Consider the following 17,837-nt stretch of genomic DNA (forward strand, 5'->3'; position numbering starts at 1 on the left):
AGAAGATCTATTATATTTTCATAAAAATATTTATAAAATTCACCATTCATAATTCACCATTCACCATTCACAAACAAAAAACATGACTGAAGAAAGTAAAAGACTGAGCGATGTAGCCTGGAAAAAATGGGGACCTTACGTCAGTAATCGAGAATGGGGTTTGGTTCGCGAAGACTATAGTGCAGATGGCGACGCCTGGAATTATACCAATCACGACACCGCAGAAGCAAAAACTTACCGATGGGGTGAAGAAGGAATTTGTGGAATTTGCGACGATACCCAGTTGATGGTTTTTTCTTTAGGTCTTTGGAACAAGAAAGATAAAATGTTGAAAGAGCGATTTTTCGGACTCACCAATGCTCAGGGAAATCATGGCGAAGATGTGAAGGAATATTTCTATTATTTAGACAATACTCCCACGCATTCTTACATGAAGATGCTCTATAAATATCCTCAGAATGCTTTTCCTTACGACGATCTAATTCAGAAAAATACAGAAAGAGGAAAGCTGGATCCTGAATATGAACTTATCGATACAGGGATTTTTGATAATAATGAATATTTCGATGTTTTTATTGTGTATGCGAAAGTTTCTCCAACGGATATTCTCGTCAAAATTTCAGTAACTAATAAATCTGAGAATGAAGCGCCGCTCGTAATTTTACCCACGGTTTGGTTCAGAAATACATGGAGTTGGGGATATCAAAATTATAAACCAAAATTATGTTCAACGGTTGAAAATTGCATCAACATCAATCATAAGGAAGTTGCATTTAAAAATTTTTACGCGAAGGAAAAATCGAGTGCCATTTTTTGCGATAATGAAAGCAATAATCTGCGACTTTACAATTCCCCAAATTCAGAACCCTTTCATAAAGACGGAATTAATAATTTTGTACTAAATGGAAAGCAACAGTGCATTAATCCCGAGAATTTTGGCACCAAAGCATCCTTTTTAATTGATGAAGTGATTGCCGCAAAATCTTCCAAAACGTTCGAATTTAGAATAAGTGATCACGATTTAGAAAAACCTTTTGAAGATTTCGATCATTTTTTTGATCTTCGGAAAAAGGAAGCAGATGATTTTTATGCAGATATTCAGAAGGGAATTACAGTAGACGACGAAAAACTTGTGCAAAGACAAGCGTTTGCCGGAATGTTATGGAATAAGCAATTCTATCATTATAATATTTTTAAGTGGTTAAAAGGCGATCCGTCCGAACCAGTTCCACCGAAGTCCCGGGATAAGATCCGGAATTATGACTGGAAACATCTTGATAATTTTGATATCATTTCTATGCCCGATAAATGGGAATATCCGTGGTACGCAACTTGGGATTCGGCTTTTCACTGTATCAGTTTTTCTTTGATCGATCCCGATTTTGCAAAAGAGCAACTGAAACTATTTACCCTCGACTGGTATATGCATCCGAATGGTCAACTTCCTGCTTACGAATGGGATTTCTCTGATGTAAATCCGCCCGTTCATGCGTGGGCCGTTTTTCGGGTTTTTAAGATTGATGAAAAGATGAAAGGAACGCCAGATCTAAAGTTTTTAGAATCTGTCTTTCAAAAATTACTCATGAATTTTACGTGGTGGGTGAATAAAAAAGATGTCAACGGAAATAATATTTTCGAAGGTGGATTTTTGGGTTTAGATAATATTGGAGTTTTTGACCGCAGTGATACCCTGCCAAATGGCGAAAGTTTGGAACAGGCAGATGGAACCAGCTGGATGGCGATGTATTCTTTGAACATGATGAGAATTGCAATAGAATTGGCGCAATACAACAACATCTACGAAGAAATGGCAACGAAATTTTTTGAGCATTTCCTTTATATTGCCAATGCATTAGACAATATGGGAGATGATGCTTTCTCTCTTTGGGACGATCAGGATGAATTTTTCTATGATGCGATCACGACCAATAGTGGCGAAAATATGTTTCTGCGTTTAAGAACAATTGTGGGACTTATTCCAATGTTTGCGGTGGAAGTAATTGAAGATGAAATTCTACAGAAACTTCCGGTTTTCAAAGCCAGAATGGATTGGGTATTGAAGAACAAAAAGGAACTTGCAGGCTTAGTTTCACATTGGGAAGTAAAAGGACAGGATTCCAAACACTTATTAAGTTTGCTCCGAGGTCACCGTTTGAAAAGGTTACTGGCGAGAATGCTCGACGAAAAAGAATTTCTGAGCGATTACGGTGTTCGTGCACTTTCAAAAATTTATGAGGAAAATCCTTTTAAAATTCAGTTGAATGGAATGGATTATTCGGTGAAATATACTCCTGCAGAAAGTGATAGCGGATTATTCGGTGGTAACAGCAACTGGCGGGGACCAATTTGGTTTCCTATTAATTTTCTGATCATCGAAAGTTTACAGCGATTTTTCTTTTACTACAGTCCAGATTTCTTGGTCGAATATCCGACAGGAAGTGGAAAATATTCTAATCTTGATGAAATTGCAACCTCTTTAGGGAAGCGACTTTCCAAAATTTTTCTTAAAGATGAAAATGGTAATCGCGCTGTCAACGGCCAATATCCAAGATTTCAAACTGATGACGATTTTAAAGATTATATTTTATTTTACGAATATTTTCATGGCGATAATGGAAGAGGCGTGGGAGCTTCACATCAAACAGGATGGACAGGTTTGATTACAAAAATTCTACAACCTAGGTTAGAGCAAAAAGCATCAGCGATTGCAGAGACACAAGCTGTAAAATAAAAATTTTAAATATTTTCTTCTTTTTGTAATTTTTTTGCAGAACAAAATTGGAATATTTACAATTCTATCATTCGGTCGTGATAGAAAGTAAACTACAGACTCAGAATAACGCCGTTTTCTTTTAATTGCTGAATTGGTTTTGAAAACCAAAATAATTCAAAATCTTCAAATATTTCTTCAAATTGAATTTTCAGCTGTTGAAGCGTGATTTTTTTTGGATTTTCTGTGGAATTTTCCTTAAAGATTTTTAGCAACCAATCTGCTTTTTCTCTTTCTAATTCGAGCTTTACGATATTTGTTCGGAGATGAAAGGTAAGTCTTGTAAAGTCAAAAGTTCCGGCTTTTGTTCTTTTTGCAAAATTTTCAGTTTGAGGATTTTTATCCAGGAAAACTAATTTTGAATTCGCTTTAAAAATAAAATTTTCTTCTTCCAAAAGGCAATCATGGATATAATCTGGATGAATCGTCGTTTTTGGAATTTTGAAATCAAACCAATCTTTTAAAGGAAGGTCAAAGTTTATTCCGTGCATAAAATTGACTAATGATTTCTTTAAGCCAAAACTAAATTTGCTGTGATCAATCCCAGTTCTATCTGTAAATTCAATATCGTTATTGGCGAATAAGATTTCTTTTTTAAGTGGTTGAACTCCAAATTCATCAGGATTTTTTCCGATTGGTGAATGCGCCGTCATCGAAAACTGATGCCAGAAACCACTTTGCAAAATTCCCATCTCAAAAAGTTGCCGAACCATTTCCAGAGAATCAACCGTTTCCTGTACGGTTTGCGTGGGAAAACCAAACATCAAATAGGAGTGAACCATAACACCGGCTTCGGTGAAATTTCGAGTTACTTTCGCAACCTGATCTACAGAAACGCCTTTATCAATTAACTTGAGCAAACGATCACTTGCAACTTCCAGTCCGCCGGAAACTGCGACCAAACCTGAGATCTTTAATAAGAAACATAAATCTTTACTGAAGCTTTTTTCAAATCTGATATTCGTCCACCAAGTCACGACTAAATTTCTGCGCAAAATTTCTAAAGCAACTTCCCGCATCAATGCTGGTGGAGCAGCTTCGTCTACGAAATGAAAACCTGTTTCGCCAGTTTGTGCGATTAATTCTTCCATTCGATCTACTAAAATCTTAGCAGAAATGGGTTCATACATTTTCACGTAATCTAAAGAAATATCGCAAAAAGTACATTTCCCCCAATAGCAACCGTGCGCCATTGTCAATTTGTTCCATCTTCCGTCGCTCCATAAACTGTGCATCGGATTGGCAATTTCTATGACCGAAATATATTGGTCTAAAAGCAAATCGCTGTAATCCGGAGTTCCTATAAAAGCTTGCTTATAATCGGGTTTGGAAGTATTATTTTTATAAGTTACTTCCTGATTTTCTAAAATAAAAGTTCTTTTAAATTCTCCTTCTGAAATATTTGAATTCGAGATCGCATTTTCATAAACCAGTTCAATAGGTAATTCGCCATCATCTAAAGTGATATAGTCGAAGAATTCAAAAACTCTTGCATCTTTCAATTCTCTCAATTCGGTATTCGGAAAACCGCCGCCCATCACAATCCGAAGGTTTGGATAATTTGACTTTATAAATTGCGCAGAACGAAATGCAGAATATAAATTTCCAGGAAACGGAACGGAAAAGCAAATCAGTTTTGGCTGAATTAGATCTAATTTTTCCTTTAAAATTTTTAAGGTAAATTCATCTGTAAAAGTTTGAGGAGCATTCAACTTTGAATACAATTCATCAAAGGAATTCGCGCTTTGGCCAATCTTTTCTGCATAACGGCTAAAACCGAAATCAGGATCAATATTTTCAACAATATAATCTGAAATATCTTCTAAATATAAAGTCGCAAGATGTTTGGCTTTGTCCTGTAAACCCATATTTCCGAACGCAAACTCCATATCATCGAGCTGATTAAAACGTGATGCTTCCGGCAAAAAATTCATGGTGCAGATCTGTCTTGCTAAAGTTGGATTTTTATTTTGTAGAAAAAGAATAACCTGATCGATGGTTTTGATATATTCCTCTCTTAAAGCAAAAATTCGCTTTGAATTATCAGAAGTTTCTAGTGAATCAATATTTTTTGAAAAGACTTTTTCAATTCCGCTTTTTGAAAATAATGCCAAAATCACTTCGATTCCAAGGTCAATTTGATAACTTGAAATATTTTTGGTATTCAAAAACCCTTTAATATAAGCCGTTGCCGGATAAGGCGTATTAAGCTGAGTAAAAGGCGGAGTGATGAGAAGGAGATCTTTCAATAGGAATCTTTTTGCAAATTTATTGTAAATAACTTAACCACAAAAGTCACAAACGAATGCTGAAATATTATGATTAAAAGTAAAAAGAGCTTGAAGCAGATTTATATTTATAGTCTTAACAGTAATTATTAATTTAAAGCTTCTGAAACTTTTGTGTTTTAAAAATTATAAATCGAAATCTCCTGCTGCTTCAGGTTGGTAAATAATTTCATCAATGACAATTTTCGTCATTCCGGAAGGGATTAACCAGTCGATCTCATCATGAACACGATAACCGATCAAGGCGGAAGCAACCGAGGAAAAAATGGAGATTTTATTTTCTTTAATATTCGCCAAATGTGGATAAACAATTTGAAACTGAACGCTGTTTTTATTGTTCTGAAAATGAATTTTAACAATAGAGTTCATGGTTACAACATCTTTCGGAATATCTTCAGATGCAACTATCTTCGCGCTGTGCAACTCTGCCAACAATTTATCTGCATCTTCTTTTTTAATCGAATTATTTAGTTTTGCATCGCGAATTACATTATGAATTCTGGTGCTATCTTGTTTGGTTATAATGATCTGTTCCATATTTTGTTTTTAGTTTGGGGTATTAAAAAACCGTCTGAATTTTTCAAACGGTTTATATAAATAAATTTTTGAAAAATACTATCGGTCTTTAAATTGAAGATTTTTTTCCTCCAATAATTTTTTTTCCTGCTCTTTATAAAATCCGGAAACTAATTTTTTCTGAATTTCTTCAAATGCAGCAAGTGTTTCATTGATCTCAGAATCGGTATGCGATGCAGTTGGTATCAATCTTAATAAAATCATTCCTTTTGGAATCACGGGATAAATTACCACTGAAGTAAATATTCCGAAATTCTCTCTCAGATCTCTGGAAAGTAAAGTAGCTTCAACTGTTGAACCTTCCATCATCACTGGTGTTACACAAGTGTTTGAACCACCGATGTTAAAACCTCTTTCGACAAGTCCGTTTTGTAATTTATGAACGTTCTCCCACAATTTTGCTTTAATTTCAGGTCTTGTTCTTAACAGATCCAGTCTTTTTAAACCTCCGATAACCATTGGCATTGTTAAAGATTTTGCGAAAATCTGCGAACGGAGATTGTATTTTAAAATTCGGATAATATCTGCATCTCCTGCAATAAAAGCTCCGAAACCTGCCATTGATTTTGCAAATGTAGAAAAGTAAACGTCGATTTGATCTTGGCAATCTTGTTCTTCACCTACACCAGCTCCAGTTTTTCCTAAAGTCCCGAATCCATGAGCATCATCAACTAACAGTCTGAAACTATATTTAGATTTTAAGTCGCAGATTTCTTTAATTTTTCCTTGTAATCCACGCATTCCGAAAACTCCTTCAGTAACAACTAAAATTCCGCCTCCCTGTTCTTGAGCTACTTTGGTTGCGCGAACAAGATTTTTTTCCAGACTTTCAATATCATTGTGTTTGTAGGTAAAACTTTTACCCATGTGCAAACGCACTCCATCAACGATACAAGCATGTGAATCGGAATCGTAAACAATAACATCATGTCTTCCGACTAATGCATCAATCGTAGAAACCATTCCTTGATAACCAAAATTTAAAAGATATGCAGCTTCCTTATCTACAAATTCTGCTAATTCTCTTTCCAGTTGCTGGTGCTCCTCTGTTTCACCAGACATTGCTCTGGCTCCCATTGGATAAAACATTCCGTATTGCGCTGCTGCTTTTGCATCAGCTTCTAAAACTTCCGGATGGTTGCAAAGGCCTAAATAATCATTGGCACTCCAAAATATAACTTCTCTTCCTTGAAACCTCATTCTAGGACCAATAGGACCTTCTAACTTTGGGAAAACAAAATATCCTTCTGCATAATCTGCGAACTGTCCCAATGGACCTGGATTTCCCCGAAGACGATCAAAAATGTCTGTCATTATTTTATCTTATTATTTTGTAATTTATGAAAAAAAATTGAATTAAATTATACTACAAAAAAAACCTTTCGGTTATTACAAAAAGGTTTTTTAATTTTCTTTTACACTATATTATTTTATTACTTCTGTCTTGAAGACTTCTTCATAATTATGAACACCATTGTTGATGAAACCTTGTTCTTCCATCCATTGATCGCTGTAAACTTTGGTTATGTATCTCGAACCGTGATCTGGAAAAATCGCTACTACGACATCATCTGTCGAAAACTCATGAGAATTGCCGTACTGTAGTAAACCTTGAACAACTGCTCCGGTTGTGTAACCTCCCATGATCGCTTCTTTCAAAGCAATTTCTCGAGTTCTATATGCAGACATTTCGTCATTTACCCGCACAAATTCGTCAATTTTATCAAATAATAAAGCGGACGGAATTAGGTTTTTGCCCATTCCTTCGATTTGATAAGGATGAATATCTGAGCTGTTAATTTTTCCTGTGTCTTTGAAACCTTTTAATATTGATCCTGAAGCGTCAACTCCTATAATTTTAATATCTGGATTTTGCTCTTTCAAAAATTTTGCCGAACCTGATAAAGTTCCTCCTGTTCCTGTACAGGCAATAAGATGCGTAATTTTTCCCTCTGTCTGTTTCCAAATTTCAGGACCAGTTGACTGGTAATGCGCATCAATATTAAGTTCATTGAAATATTGATTAATATATAAAGAATCTGGAATTTCAGATGCTATTCTTTTTGCAACTTCATAATAAGATCTGGGATCATCTGGCGCAACATTAGCAGGACAAATATAAACGGTCGCTCCTAAAGCCTTCAAATAGGCGATTTTTTCTGCTTTTGTTTTGTCGCTAACTGCTAAAATACATTTGTAACCTTTAATAATAGAAACCATTGCGATCGAAAAACCCGTATTACCAGAAGTAGTTTCTACAATCGTAGATCCCGGTTTCAAAAGTCCTTTTTTTTCTGCCGCCTCTATGATGTGAATTGCAATTCTGTCCTTGGTAGAATGCCCAGGATTATAAGATTCTAGTTTGGCATATACCGTCGCAGAAATGTCTTTGGTCACCTTATTTAATTTAACCAAAGGTGTATGACCGATTAAGCCAAGAATGTTATCGTAAACATGAGTCATTGTTTCATTTTTTCTCTAGAAAACCGTGAGCGCAAAAATACGAAAAATTTAATAATTCAACAATTTATATGAAGTTTTATGATATATCGCATATCCTGTAAAAGAGTTTTCAAAATTATTTTGCACCATAGCCGGACAAGAATCACGCCAAGTCATTTAAAATTTGTTAAAATATCTGAATAGTAACCTAAAATCCCTATTTTCGCACTATTGAATTTTTATATATGAAAAACTGGTCTTTTAAACGATTGAATACCCTTTTGGGATGGGTTGTTTTCGTTATTGCATTTCTTACTTATTTATCAACCATGGAACCGAATTTCAGTTTTTGGGATTGTGGTGAATATATATCTTCAGCAGTAAAACTCGAGGTTACGCACGCTCCCGGAGCTGCGCTTTTCCAGTTGGTAGGAGCGGTTGCCGCCATATTTGCTTTTGGTAATGGCGCACATTATTCCATTGTAATTAATTCAATGTCGGCTCTTTTCAGTGGATTGACCATTCTTTTCCTTTTCTGGACCATTACTCATTTGGTCAGAAGACTTTTAAATAAAGACTTTACGGAGATCACTAAACATCAGGAAATTTCAATTCTTTTTGCAGGAGTTGTCGGCGCGTTGTGTTTTACTTTTTCTGATACTTTTTGGTTTTCCGCAGTTGAAGGTGAAGTTTATTCAATGACAAGTATGTTTATCGCAATGTTAGTTTGGCTAATTACCAAGTGGGAAAACGAATATCATGATGCTGATAATGAAAGATGGATTATCTTAATATTTTTTGTAACTGGTTTGTCAGTCGGCGTTCACATGATGTGTATGTTAGCAATTCCGGCGGTTTGTTTAATGTATTACGCTAGAAATTATGAGTTTACGTGGAAAAGTTTTCTTTGGGCAAATCTCTTCACTCTCGTGATTCTAGGAATTGTGTTTAAAGGAATTTTCCCTTTAATAATGACTCTATTTGGAAAAATGGAAATTTTCGCAGTTAATGGAATTGGTCTTCCTTTTCATTACGGAACTATATTCGCCTTCCTTATTTTAGTGGCAGTTTGTTACTTCGCTATTAAATATGCTAAAAGATCAAAGAAGAATATCTATCAGACCATTATATTATCAGTCGTTTATATGATGATCGGTTTCTCCTGTTGGATGGTAATTCCGATTAGAGCAACTGCAAATCCGCCAATGAATTTAAATAATCCTGACAACGCCATCGGAATGTTAGATTATTATAACCGTGTACAATACGGAGACTGGCCGACTTCTTATGGTCAAAATTACACCGCTTATTTGGATGCGAATGGAATCCAGAAAAATGAAGACGGCAGTTACAAAACTGAAAAAACAGGCGATGTTTACGAGAAAGACGAAAAATCTGGCACTTACAGAAGAGTTGGGGATCGTTTTAATTATGTCTTCAGCAAGGATCAAGTAAGTTTTATGCCGCGAATGTTTAACGAGGATAAAGATGTCATGGCCAATTATATTTCGATGTATGGCGCACCAGATTTCTCCTTTAATTATGCCAATGAAGATATTGCAGACAATCCTGAAGCCAAGAAAATATTTCAGGATCTGCGTACGAAATACGAAGAAGGAACCATCAAAGCAGATGATTATTTAAAAGTAAAAAAATACAATTTAATCAATGTTCAAAGACCTTCTTTAGCGCAAAACTTAGATTATTTTATCACCTTCCAAAACGGATATTATTTTATGAGATATCTGATGTGGAATTACGTTGGCCGACAAAATGACCTGGAAGGACACATGGAAAATAACAAAGGAAACTGGATTTCCGGAATTCCATTTATTGATAACGCGATGTGGGGTGACCAAAGTAAAATGCCTGCGAAATTTAAAAATGAAAGCACTGTTGCATTTTTCTTCTTGCCTTTATTATTGGGAATCATCGGATTTTTCTTCCAGTTGAAAAGAGATTTCGGACGATTTTATGCAATCTTGTCCTTATTTATATTGACAAGTGTGGGAATTGTATTTTACACTGGTGTAAAACCTTTTGAAGTTCGCGAAAGAGATTACGCGATGGTCGGATCTTTCTATGCTTTTGCAATCTGGATCGGTTTAGGAGCCGGAGCTTTGCTGTGGTATCTTCAAACAAAAGTAAAATCAAACACGGTTAACATTGGAGCAGGAATTCTTCTTCTTGGAGTTCCATTGATGATGGGTTTCCAGAATTATAATGTTCACGACAGAAGCAACCGCTACACTGCGTATGATTACGCATATTCAACCTTGAAATCCTTACCAAAAAATGATATTCTCTTTGTTTATGGTGATAATGACACCTATCCGATTTGGGGAATGCAGGAAACTTCGGGACTTCGCGATGATGTGAAAGTGGTGAATTTCACTTTGCTTTCTACGCCTTGGAATATCGATCAGGTAAAACGCAGAACTTACAATTCAATGCCTGTTCCTTCCGTTTTAAATCATGATGATTACCGCGATGGAACGAATGATCAGATTTATCTGATGACGAAAGATGACTGGAAAAATGTTTTCGCTAACCTAAAAGATCAGGGAGCGCCGGAAACAACTTTTGCCGGATTCCGAAAATTTCAGACTCAGGATTCAATGACTTTAAAAGAAGCCATGAATTTCATTAAAACAAAATCAGAAGATAAAGACGAAATTTTAAAACTACTTTTTGGAGATGCAAAATTTGAGAAATTTAATTTCTTACCTGTTTCTAAATTTATAATGCCTGTAAATAAAGCTAATGCGGTGAAATCAGGAACGATCGAAGCTAAAGATCTACCGGACGTTGTAGATCAAATCACAATCGAATATAAAAGCAACAGTATGTTTAAAAACAATTTGTTGCTGCTTGATATTTTAGCAAACTTTGACTGGAAAAGACCCATTAATTTCTCTTCCGGGGGAATTTATGATCCTGAAAATATTTTCTATTTAGGAGATTATTTGCAGTACGATGGTTTCAGTTACCGGTTGGTTCCAATTAAGACTACCGAAAGAGAAGATGGAGAAATGGGTAGAGTAGACGCCAATTCCTTATACAAAACCATCAAAAATTACAAATGGGGTAATTTCAAAGACTTGAAAGTTCATTTTGATGAAACTTGTACTCAAAATATAGTGAGCTACAGAGGTTCCGTAAGTCGCGCTGCAGAAGCACTTTCGCTCTCCGGACAAAATGCAAAAGCAATTGAATTACTCGATTTAGTTTCAAAAGAAATACCGGTTGTTAAATATGATGATCCGAGATCTTTAAGTTCCATCGTTTACGGTTACATCATTTCCGGGCAGGAACAAAAAGGGTTGAAATTGGCTGAAGAACTCAAAAAAGGAATTTTTACCGAATATGATTATTACAACAGCCTGTCACCGGGTGAACAAAGATTTGTGGCGAGACAAATGCGTACAAAACCAATGGAATATTCGTTGATTGTAGGTGCAGTTTCTGATGCTTACAAAAAAATTGGTCAGCAGGAAAAAGGATATTCTTATTTGGTTAAATCCATTGAACCAATTGATAAAAGGTTTAATATTTTCGTAAAAGATCTGCAAACGATGGGCAAAGAAAAAGCCATCAAACAATCTGAAAACGTGCAGAAAATTACGCCTTTTTATACTTATTTATTTGATGTGATGAATCCTTACGATTCTACTTATTCCAAAGAAAAAGAAGAACAGATCACGAGTGCTATTATGAAAGCGACTCAATAATTCAAAGAAAAACATTATCCATAAATATTATAAAATATGACCATCTCAGAATATATCAAAAAAGTCCCGAAAGCAGAATTACATCTCCATATTGAAGGAAGTTTCGAACCTGAATTAATGTTCGAAATTGCCCAAAGAAATAAGGTCGAAATTCCTTATGAAAATGTAGAAGCAGTAAAAAAAGCGTATCAATTCGGGAATTTACAAGACTTTCTAGATATTTATTACGCCGGAGCAAATGTTCTCCTTCACGAACAGGATTTTTACGATCTCACGATGGCTTATTTTAAACATTGTGTAGAAGAAAATATCGTGCATGCAGAAATCATGTTCGATCCACAAACTCATACCAAAAGGGGCGTAGAATTTTCGACGGTTATTAATGGTATTCAGCGTGCAAGAGAAGATGCAGAAAAAAATCATGGAATTTCGTCTTTATTGATCATGAGTTATTTGCGTCATTTATCGGAAGAAGATGCGTTTGAAACTTTGCAACAGTCGCTCCCGTACAAACATTTGATCAAAATGGTTGGGTTAGATTCTTCGGAAAAAGGAAATCCACCTTCAAAATTTCAGAAAGTTTTTGAAGCCTCGGTTAAAGAAGGTTATATTCCTGTTGCTCATGCCGGCGAAGAAGGAGGTGCAGAATATATTTGGGAAGCTTTAGATTTACTAAAAGTTGCGAGAATTGATCACGGAAATAATTGTTTGACAGATCCAAAATTGGTTGAAAGATTGGTTTCAGAAAAAATGGCTTTAACGGTTTGTCCGCTTTCAAATACAGCACTGAGAAACGTAGATCACATCGATAATCATCCTTTAAAAAAGATGCTGGATTTAGGTTTAAAAGTAACCGTAAATTCAGATGATCCCGCTTATTTTGGCGGTTATTTGACTCAAAATTATCTGAGTTGTATAGAAGCTTTATATCTATCAATGGATGAAGTAAAACAATTGGTTCGCAATTCGTTCGAATATTCTTTTTTACCGGAAGAAATAAAACAAAAATTCATCGCTCAAATTTAAATTTCTAATCTTGAAATATTGTGCTTTATTGCGCGGTGTCAATGTAAATGGAACTTCCATGAAAATGGTTGAAGTTTGTAAAGTGTTTGCTGATGCACTACTGTGCCATGTTTCTTCAGTTTTAGCAACCGGAAATATACTTTTTTCTTCTGATAAATCTTCTTCTGAATTAAAGAAAATTTTAGAAAAAGCACTTTCAAGGCATTTTAATTATGAAGCTTTTCTATTTATTAAAACTAAAGAGGACGTTCTGGAAATTTTCAATAAAAATCCTTTCACAAAATCAGATGACTTACATATCTACGCTTTTGTTGGAAGTGAAGGAATTACCGAAATTCTTTTAGATGAATTCAAATTTTATTTTCTTAAATAATTCAGCCAAAAATTAATAGCAAATTGAAAATAGTAACTTGGAATTGTAATGGAGCATTTAGAAAAAAGTTTGAAAACATTTCAGACTTAAATGCCGATTTATATATTATTCAAGAGTGCGAAAATCCATCCGAATCTAAAGATGTAAAATATCAGAAATGGGCAGAAAATTATATTTGGATCGGCGAAAATAAAAACAAAGGACTTGCCGTTTTCGCGAAACCAGAAATAAAGTTAGAAAAATTAGATTGGACGAACCAATTCAACGATCATTCAGTAAAGCATTTTTTGCCTTGTAAAATCAATGGAGACTTTAACTTATTAGCGGTTTGGACTCACAAAAATAATTCGCCCAATTTTGGATATATCGGTCAGTTATGGAAATATTTGCAAATAAATAAAAATAAATTAAAAGAATCTTTAATTATAGGTGACTTTAACAGCAATACAATTTGGGATGAATGGGACAGATGGTGGAACCATTCTGATGTTGTAAATGAATTAAAAGAACTTGGTATTGATAGTTTTTATCACCGCTTTAAAAAGGAAATTCAAGGTAAAGAAAAAAAACCAACTTTATATTTTCAAAGAAATATAACGAAGCCTTATCATATTGATTATATTTTTGGAGCTCAAAAATTTTGCGATAGATTAAAAAGCATTGAAATAGGGCAATATGATCAATGGATTAAATTAAGTGACCACATGCCAATGGTCTGTGAAATCGAATATTGAATTTGAATTATCAATCAATTAATTCCTATTATTGAAATTTTATCTTTCGCAATTTCTTTTTTATAAATTAAATAATAATAAATCAATAGGAACGGGCTTTAGCCCGTTTTCTTTCTTAAAGCTTCCAAGTGGCTTTAGCCAAAACTTATAAAAAATTCCATCAAAAAAATCACTATTTTTGTAATTCAATCGTTTAATATTAAATAACTCATACATGATTCAATACTTAGAAAACATACACCACAAAAATTCAAAAAATTTCTTTCTTATTGCAGGTCCTTGCATTATCGAAGGCGAAGAAATGGCTTTGAGAATTGCCGAGAAAATTGTGGAAATGACCAATAAATATGAAATCCCATACATCTTCAAAGGAAGTTTCAAAAAAGCAAATCGCAGTAGAGTAGATTCTTTCACTACCATTGGAGAAGAAAAATCTTTAGAAATTTTAAAAAAAGTAGGCGAGACTTTCGATATTCCCACAACTACGGATATTCACGAAAATGAACACGCAGCTTTAGCAGCACGATATGTTGATGTTTTACAAATTCCTGCATTTTTAGTTCGTCAAACCGATTTACTCATCGCTGCTGCGAAAACCGGAAAATGTGTAAGTTTGAAAAAAGGACAGTTTCTTTCTCCTGAATCCATGCAGTTTGCCGTGCAAAAAGTACACGATTCGGGCAATCCAAAAACTGCGATTATCGAACGTGGAAATTCTTTCGGTTATACCGATTTGATCGTAGATTTTAGAGGAATTCCAACCATGAGAAATTATGCTCCTGTCATTTTAGATGTGACTCATTCTTTGCAACAACCAAATCAAAGTTCCGGCGTAACCGGCGGAAGACCAGAATTGATTGAAACCATCGCAAAAGCTGGAATTGCAGTTGGTGCAGATGGATTATTTATCGAAACACATCCCGATCCAAGTGTCGCACTTTCTGATGGTGCAAATATGCTCAGACTTGACAAACTGGAAGAGCTGCTTCAAAAATTAACACGGGTGAGAGAAGCGATTCTCTAATTTTTTGTTATCTTTAAAAACTAAATTCTCAGCCTTGAAAAAAATACTTTTACTCTTGGCGTTAATGCCAATTTTCGCATTTTCGCAAATCAATCTAAAAGTTTTAGATAACGATGGAAATCCTGTTTCTCAGGCAAATGTTTCTTATAACAATCAAAATTTTACTACTGATGACAAAGGTTTTGTAAAGATTCCAATTGCAGAATCAGAACAAATGTTATCGGTAGAAAAAGAAAATTTCAGAGGTTTTACCAAAAATATTAAAGTAAATCCTAAAGTTCAAAACGTAAATGTTTTGTTTGCAAATGTAGAGCGGGAAAGTCAAATTGAGGAAGTTGTTTTTCAGAAAAAAGGAAAGCCAAAAGTAACCGATCTTACATCCATAGAAATTTCTGCGAAAGAAGCGCAACAGGTTGCTTCACTTTCTGGCGGTGTTGAAGGACTTTTGAAAACTTTGCCTTCTGTGAATTCAAATGCTGAATTGTCTTCTCAATATATGGTAAGAGGAGGAAACTACGATGAAAATTTGATCTACATCAATGATATTGAGATTTATAGACCATTTTTAATTCGGAATTCTTTGCAGGAAGGTTTGAGTATTATCAATCCTGATATGGTTCAGGCGATCAATTTTTCTGCGGGTGGATTTGAAGCAAAATACGGTGATAAAATGTCTTCTGCTTTAAATATATATTACAGACAACCGACAAAATTTGAACTTTCTGGTGAAGTTAGTTTAATCGGAGCAAGACTTTCCACAGGTTTCGCTTCAAAAAATAAAAAATTATCAGCATTGTTTTCTGGAAGATATAGAAATACCAATTTGGTCTTGAATACATTGAATGAAGACACCGATTTTAATCCGCAATACATGGATTTTCAGACCTACATTAATTATAAGTTTAATAATAAGTGGGATGTTTCTTTCATCGGTTATGTGAGTAAAAATGATTACGAAATGATTCCGAAAGTTAAAGAAGTAGATTTCGGATCGTTGCAAGCTCCTTTAAAACTGAGTGTTTTTTATGATGGTAAAGAAGATGATCAGTATAAAAATATGATGGGAACGGCGACCATTAATTTTAAACCAAGTGCTAAATGGAAGTTTAGTTTAGATAGTTTTGCTTACCAAAACCGCGAAAAAGAATATTACACCATCGCTTCTGCATACATGTTGCAAACTTTTGATCCAATTACCGGAGCGCCGGTTACTTCGTACGACGTCGGCGGACAAATTGATCACGCAAGAAATGATCTGATGGTAAAAACATACGGCGCACAACTTAAAACTAAATTTTCTCCAGATGTCAACACTGATTTTGAAGTAGGTTTAAAATTTGAAAAAGAAAATTTACAGGATTTTACCAACGAGTGGCAACTGATCGATTCGTTGGGTTACAGCACCCCGAGAGATTTTGTAAATCCTGGGACATTAGATGCTTCTCAACTTCGTTTGAGATTTAATATTGCAGGTGCAAATCATATTCAACCAACAAGAATGTCAGGTTACGCACAATATTCTAAAAAATTCTTCTGGGGCGATAATCGTGTTTTTGTAAATGCCGGAGTTCGCGCTTCTCACTGGGATTTCAACAATGAAACGATCATTTCTCCAAGAGCACAATTTGCTGTAAAACCGAACTGGGAAATGGATATGTTATTCAAAGTTTCGGGTGGAATTTATTACCAGGCGCCATTCTACAAAGAGATCAAGGATCTGGATGGTAACTTTAATCCAAACATCAAATCGCAAAGATCGATGCAGATTATCCTGGCGAATGATTACGAATTTAAGATGGTGAATCGTCCATTTAAATTGACGACCGAACTTTACTATAAAAAAATGGATCATTTGATTCCTTATTATTTAGATAATGTAAGAATCCGTTATTCCGGAGAAAATAATTCTGAAGGTTATGCTTACGGAATCGATACCAGATTATTTGGTGAATTTGTTCCGGGAGTTGATTCCTGGATTTCTGCCAGTTATGCACGCGTAAAAGAAAATATTGATGGAAGAGGATATATTTCGAGACCAACCGATCCAAGATTTAGATTTTCGATGTTCTACCAGGATTACATGCCGAAATTCCCGTCAATGCGTGTAAATTTAACTTTAGTTTTCGCCAACGGATTACCTTCTGGAACACCGATTTCCTTAGATGGCAATGGAAAACCAGATTTTGAAGCACCTTATAAATACCAGAGAACTTTGCCTTCTTACAAACGAGTTGACATTGGTTTGTCTAAAGTTTTCATTGATCAGAAAGACAATAAAGCAAGCGGTGCGGTTTGGAGTAAATTTAAAGAATTAACTTTAGGAGTTCAGATTTTCAACGCTTTCAATATCAGCAATACCGTTGCGAACCAATGGGTAAATGATGTTTCTACGGGTTATAATTATCCGGTTCCTGTGAGATTGACTGGAAGATTTTTTAATGTGAAGTTGGAGTTTAAACTTTAGAAGAGCCAAGTTTAAAATATATTTTCTGAATGATGATAATCTGGCTACAAAAATGGTTTGAAAATCAATGTGATGGTGATTGGGAGCATGAAAATTCTTTAAAAATATAAACAATAGATAATCCTGGCTGGAATATTGAATTTAATTTAAAAACATCTTTCGATTCTCAAAAATGGCAATTATTTGAAATATCAGAAACGAATTGGGTAGGATATAAAATTGAAAATAATATTTTTTCTGCTTCTGGAGATTCAAGAAAATTAAATTTATTGATATTAATATTTAAAGAACTTATTGAAAAAGGGAATTTTGAAAACAAATTTATAATTGATAAAATGAAAAATATTGGATAAAATTTTTAATTTTCTTAATTGAATCAACTAAAAAACCACAGCAATTGCTATGGTTT

At 34.6% G+C, this 17,837-nt stretch carries 11 protein-coding genes and 1 pseudogene; 8 read left to right on the forward strand and 4 right to left on the reverse strand.

The annotated features are described in order from the left end of the window. Window positions 1–82 precede the first annotated feature (82 nt). Window positions 83–2,731 (forward strand): MGH1-like glycoside hydrolase domain-containing protein, encoded by a 2,649-nt coding sequence (locus OA86_RS00120; protein ID WP_039347045.1) that lies wholly within the window; start codon window positions 83–85, stop codon window positions 2,729–2,731. A 92-nt stretch (window positions 2,732–2,823) separates the two neighbouring features. Here the strand turns inward: OA86_RS00120 and OA86_RS00125 are convergent, their stop codons facing one another. The 4 genes from OA86_RS00125 to OA86_RS00140 all read right to left on the reverse strand — a co-directional run bounded on the left by OA86_RS00125 (window position 2,824) and on the right by OA86_RS00140 (window position 8,097). After that, window positions 2,824–5,019: a B12-binding domain-containing radical SAM protein gene (locus OA86_RS00125; protein ID WP_039347048.1), complete on the reverse strand. Its 2,196-nt coding sequence runs from the start codon at window positions 5,017–5,019 to the stop codon at window positions 2,824–2,826. Between the two features lie 165 nt (window positions 5,020–5,184). Beyond that, window positions 5,185–5,595 carry a nucleoside diphosphate kinase regulator gene (rnk, locus tag OA86_RS00130; RefSeq protein WP_052257310.1) on the reverse strand — a complete coding sequence of 137 codons (411 nt, stop codon included), beginning with the start codon at window positions 5,593–5,595 and terminating at the stop codon, window positions 5,185–5,187. A 78-nt stretch (window positions 5,596–5,673) separates the two neighbouring features. Then, complete coding sequence (locus tag OA86_RS00135; protein WP_039347051.1) at window positions 5,674–6,948, reverse strand: aminotransferase class I/II-fold pyridoxal phosphate-dependent enzyme; 1,275 nt, start codon at window positions 6,946–6,948, stop codon at window positions 5,674–5,676. A 111-nt stretch (window positions 6,949–7,059) separates the two neighbouring features. Beyond that, complete coding sequence (locus OA86_RS00140) at window positions 7,060–8,097, reverse strand: PLP-dependent cysteine synthase family protein (protein ID WP_039347054.1); 1,038 nt, start codon at window positions 8,095–8,097, stop codon at window positions 7,060–7,062. Between the two features lie 224 nt (window positions 8,098–8,321). On the opposite strand from OA86_RS00140, the gene OA86_RS00145 reads away from it, so the two are divergent. The 7 genes and pseudogenes from OA86_RS00145 (at window position 8,322) to OA86_RS16130 (ending at window position 17,781) form a co-directional block, all read left to right on the forward strand. Further along, window positions 8,322–11,807 carry a glycosyltransferase family 117 protein gene (locus tag OA86_RS00145; protein WP_039347058.1) on the forward strand — a complete coding sequence of 1,162 codons (3,486 nt, stop codon included), beginning with the start codon at window positions 8,322–8,324 and terminating at the stop codon, window positions 11,805–11,807. A 36-nt stretch (window positions 11,808–11,843) separates the two neighbouring features. Further along, window positions 11,844–12,833, forward strand: coding sequence for an adenosine deaminase (locus tag OA86_RS00150; RefSeq protein WP_039347060.1), 990 nt, complete (start codon window positions 11,844–11,846; stop codon window positions 12,831–12,833). Window positions 12,834–12,843: 10 nt separating this feature from the next. Further along, a complete protein-coding gene (locus tag OA86_RS00155) occupies window positions 12,844–13,206 on the forward strand; it encodes a DUF1697 domain-containing protein (protein ID WP_052257311.1) in 363 nt (120 codons plus the stop codon). A gap of 23 nt (window positions 13,207–13,229) precedes the next feature. Continuing rightward, window positions 13,230–13,940, forward strand: a complete 711-nt coding sequence (locus OA86_RS00160; protein ID WP_039347062.1) for an endonuclease/exonuclease/phosphatase family protein — start codon at window positions 13,230–13,232, stop codon at window positions 13,938–13,940. Window positions 13,941–14,154: 214 nt separating this feature from the next. After that, window positions 14,155–14,964, forward strand: coding sequence for a 3-deoxy-8-phosphooctulonate synthase (kdsA, locus tag OA86_RS00165; protein WP_039347065.1), 810 nt, complete (start codon window positions 14,155–14,157; stop codon window positions 14,962–14,964). A gap of 34 nt (window positions 14,965–14,998) precedes the next feature. Then, the gene (locus OA86_RS00170) at window positions 14,999–17,428 is read left to right on the forward strand and encodes a TonB-dependent receptor plug domain-containing protein (protein WP_039347068.1); all 2,430 of its coding nucleotides are present in this window, start codon (window positions 14,999–15,001) and stop codon (window positions 17,426–17,428) included. 32 nt (window positions 17,429–17,460) lie between these two features. Continuing rightward, window positions 17,461–17,781: pseudogene (locus OA86_RS16130) on the forward strand (Imm53 family immunity protein). The last annotated feature ends 56 nt before the right edge of the window (window positions 17,782–17,837 follow it).

It is taken from the genome of Kaistella jeonii, assembly GCF_000812865.1.
Lineage (GTDB): Bacteria > Bacteroidota > Bacteroidia > Flavobacteriales > Weeksellaceae > Kaistella > Kaistella jeonii.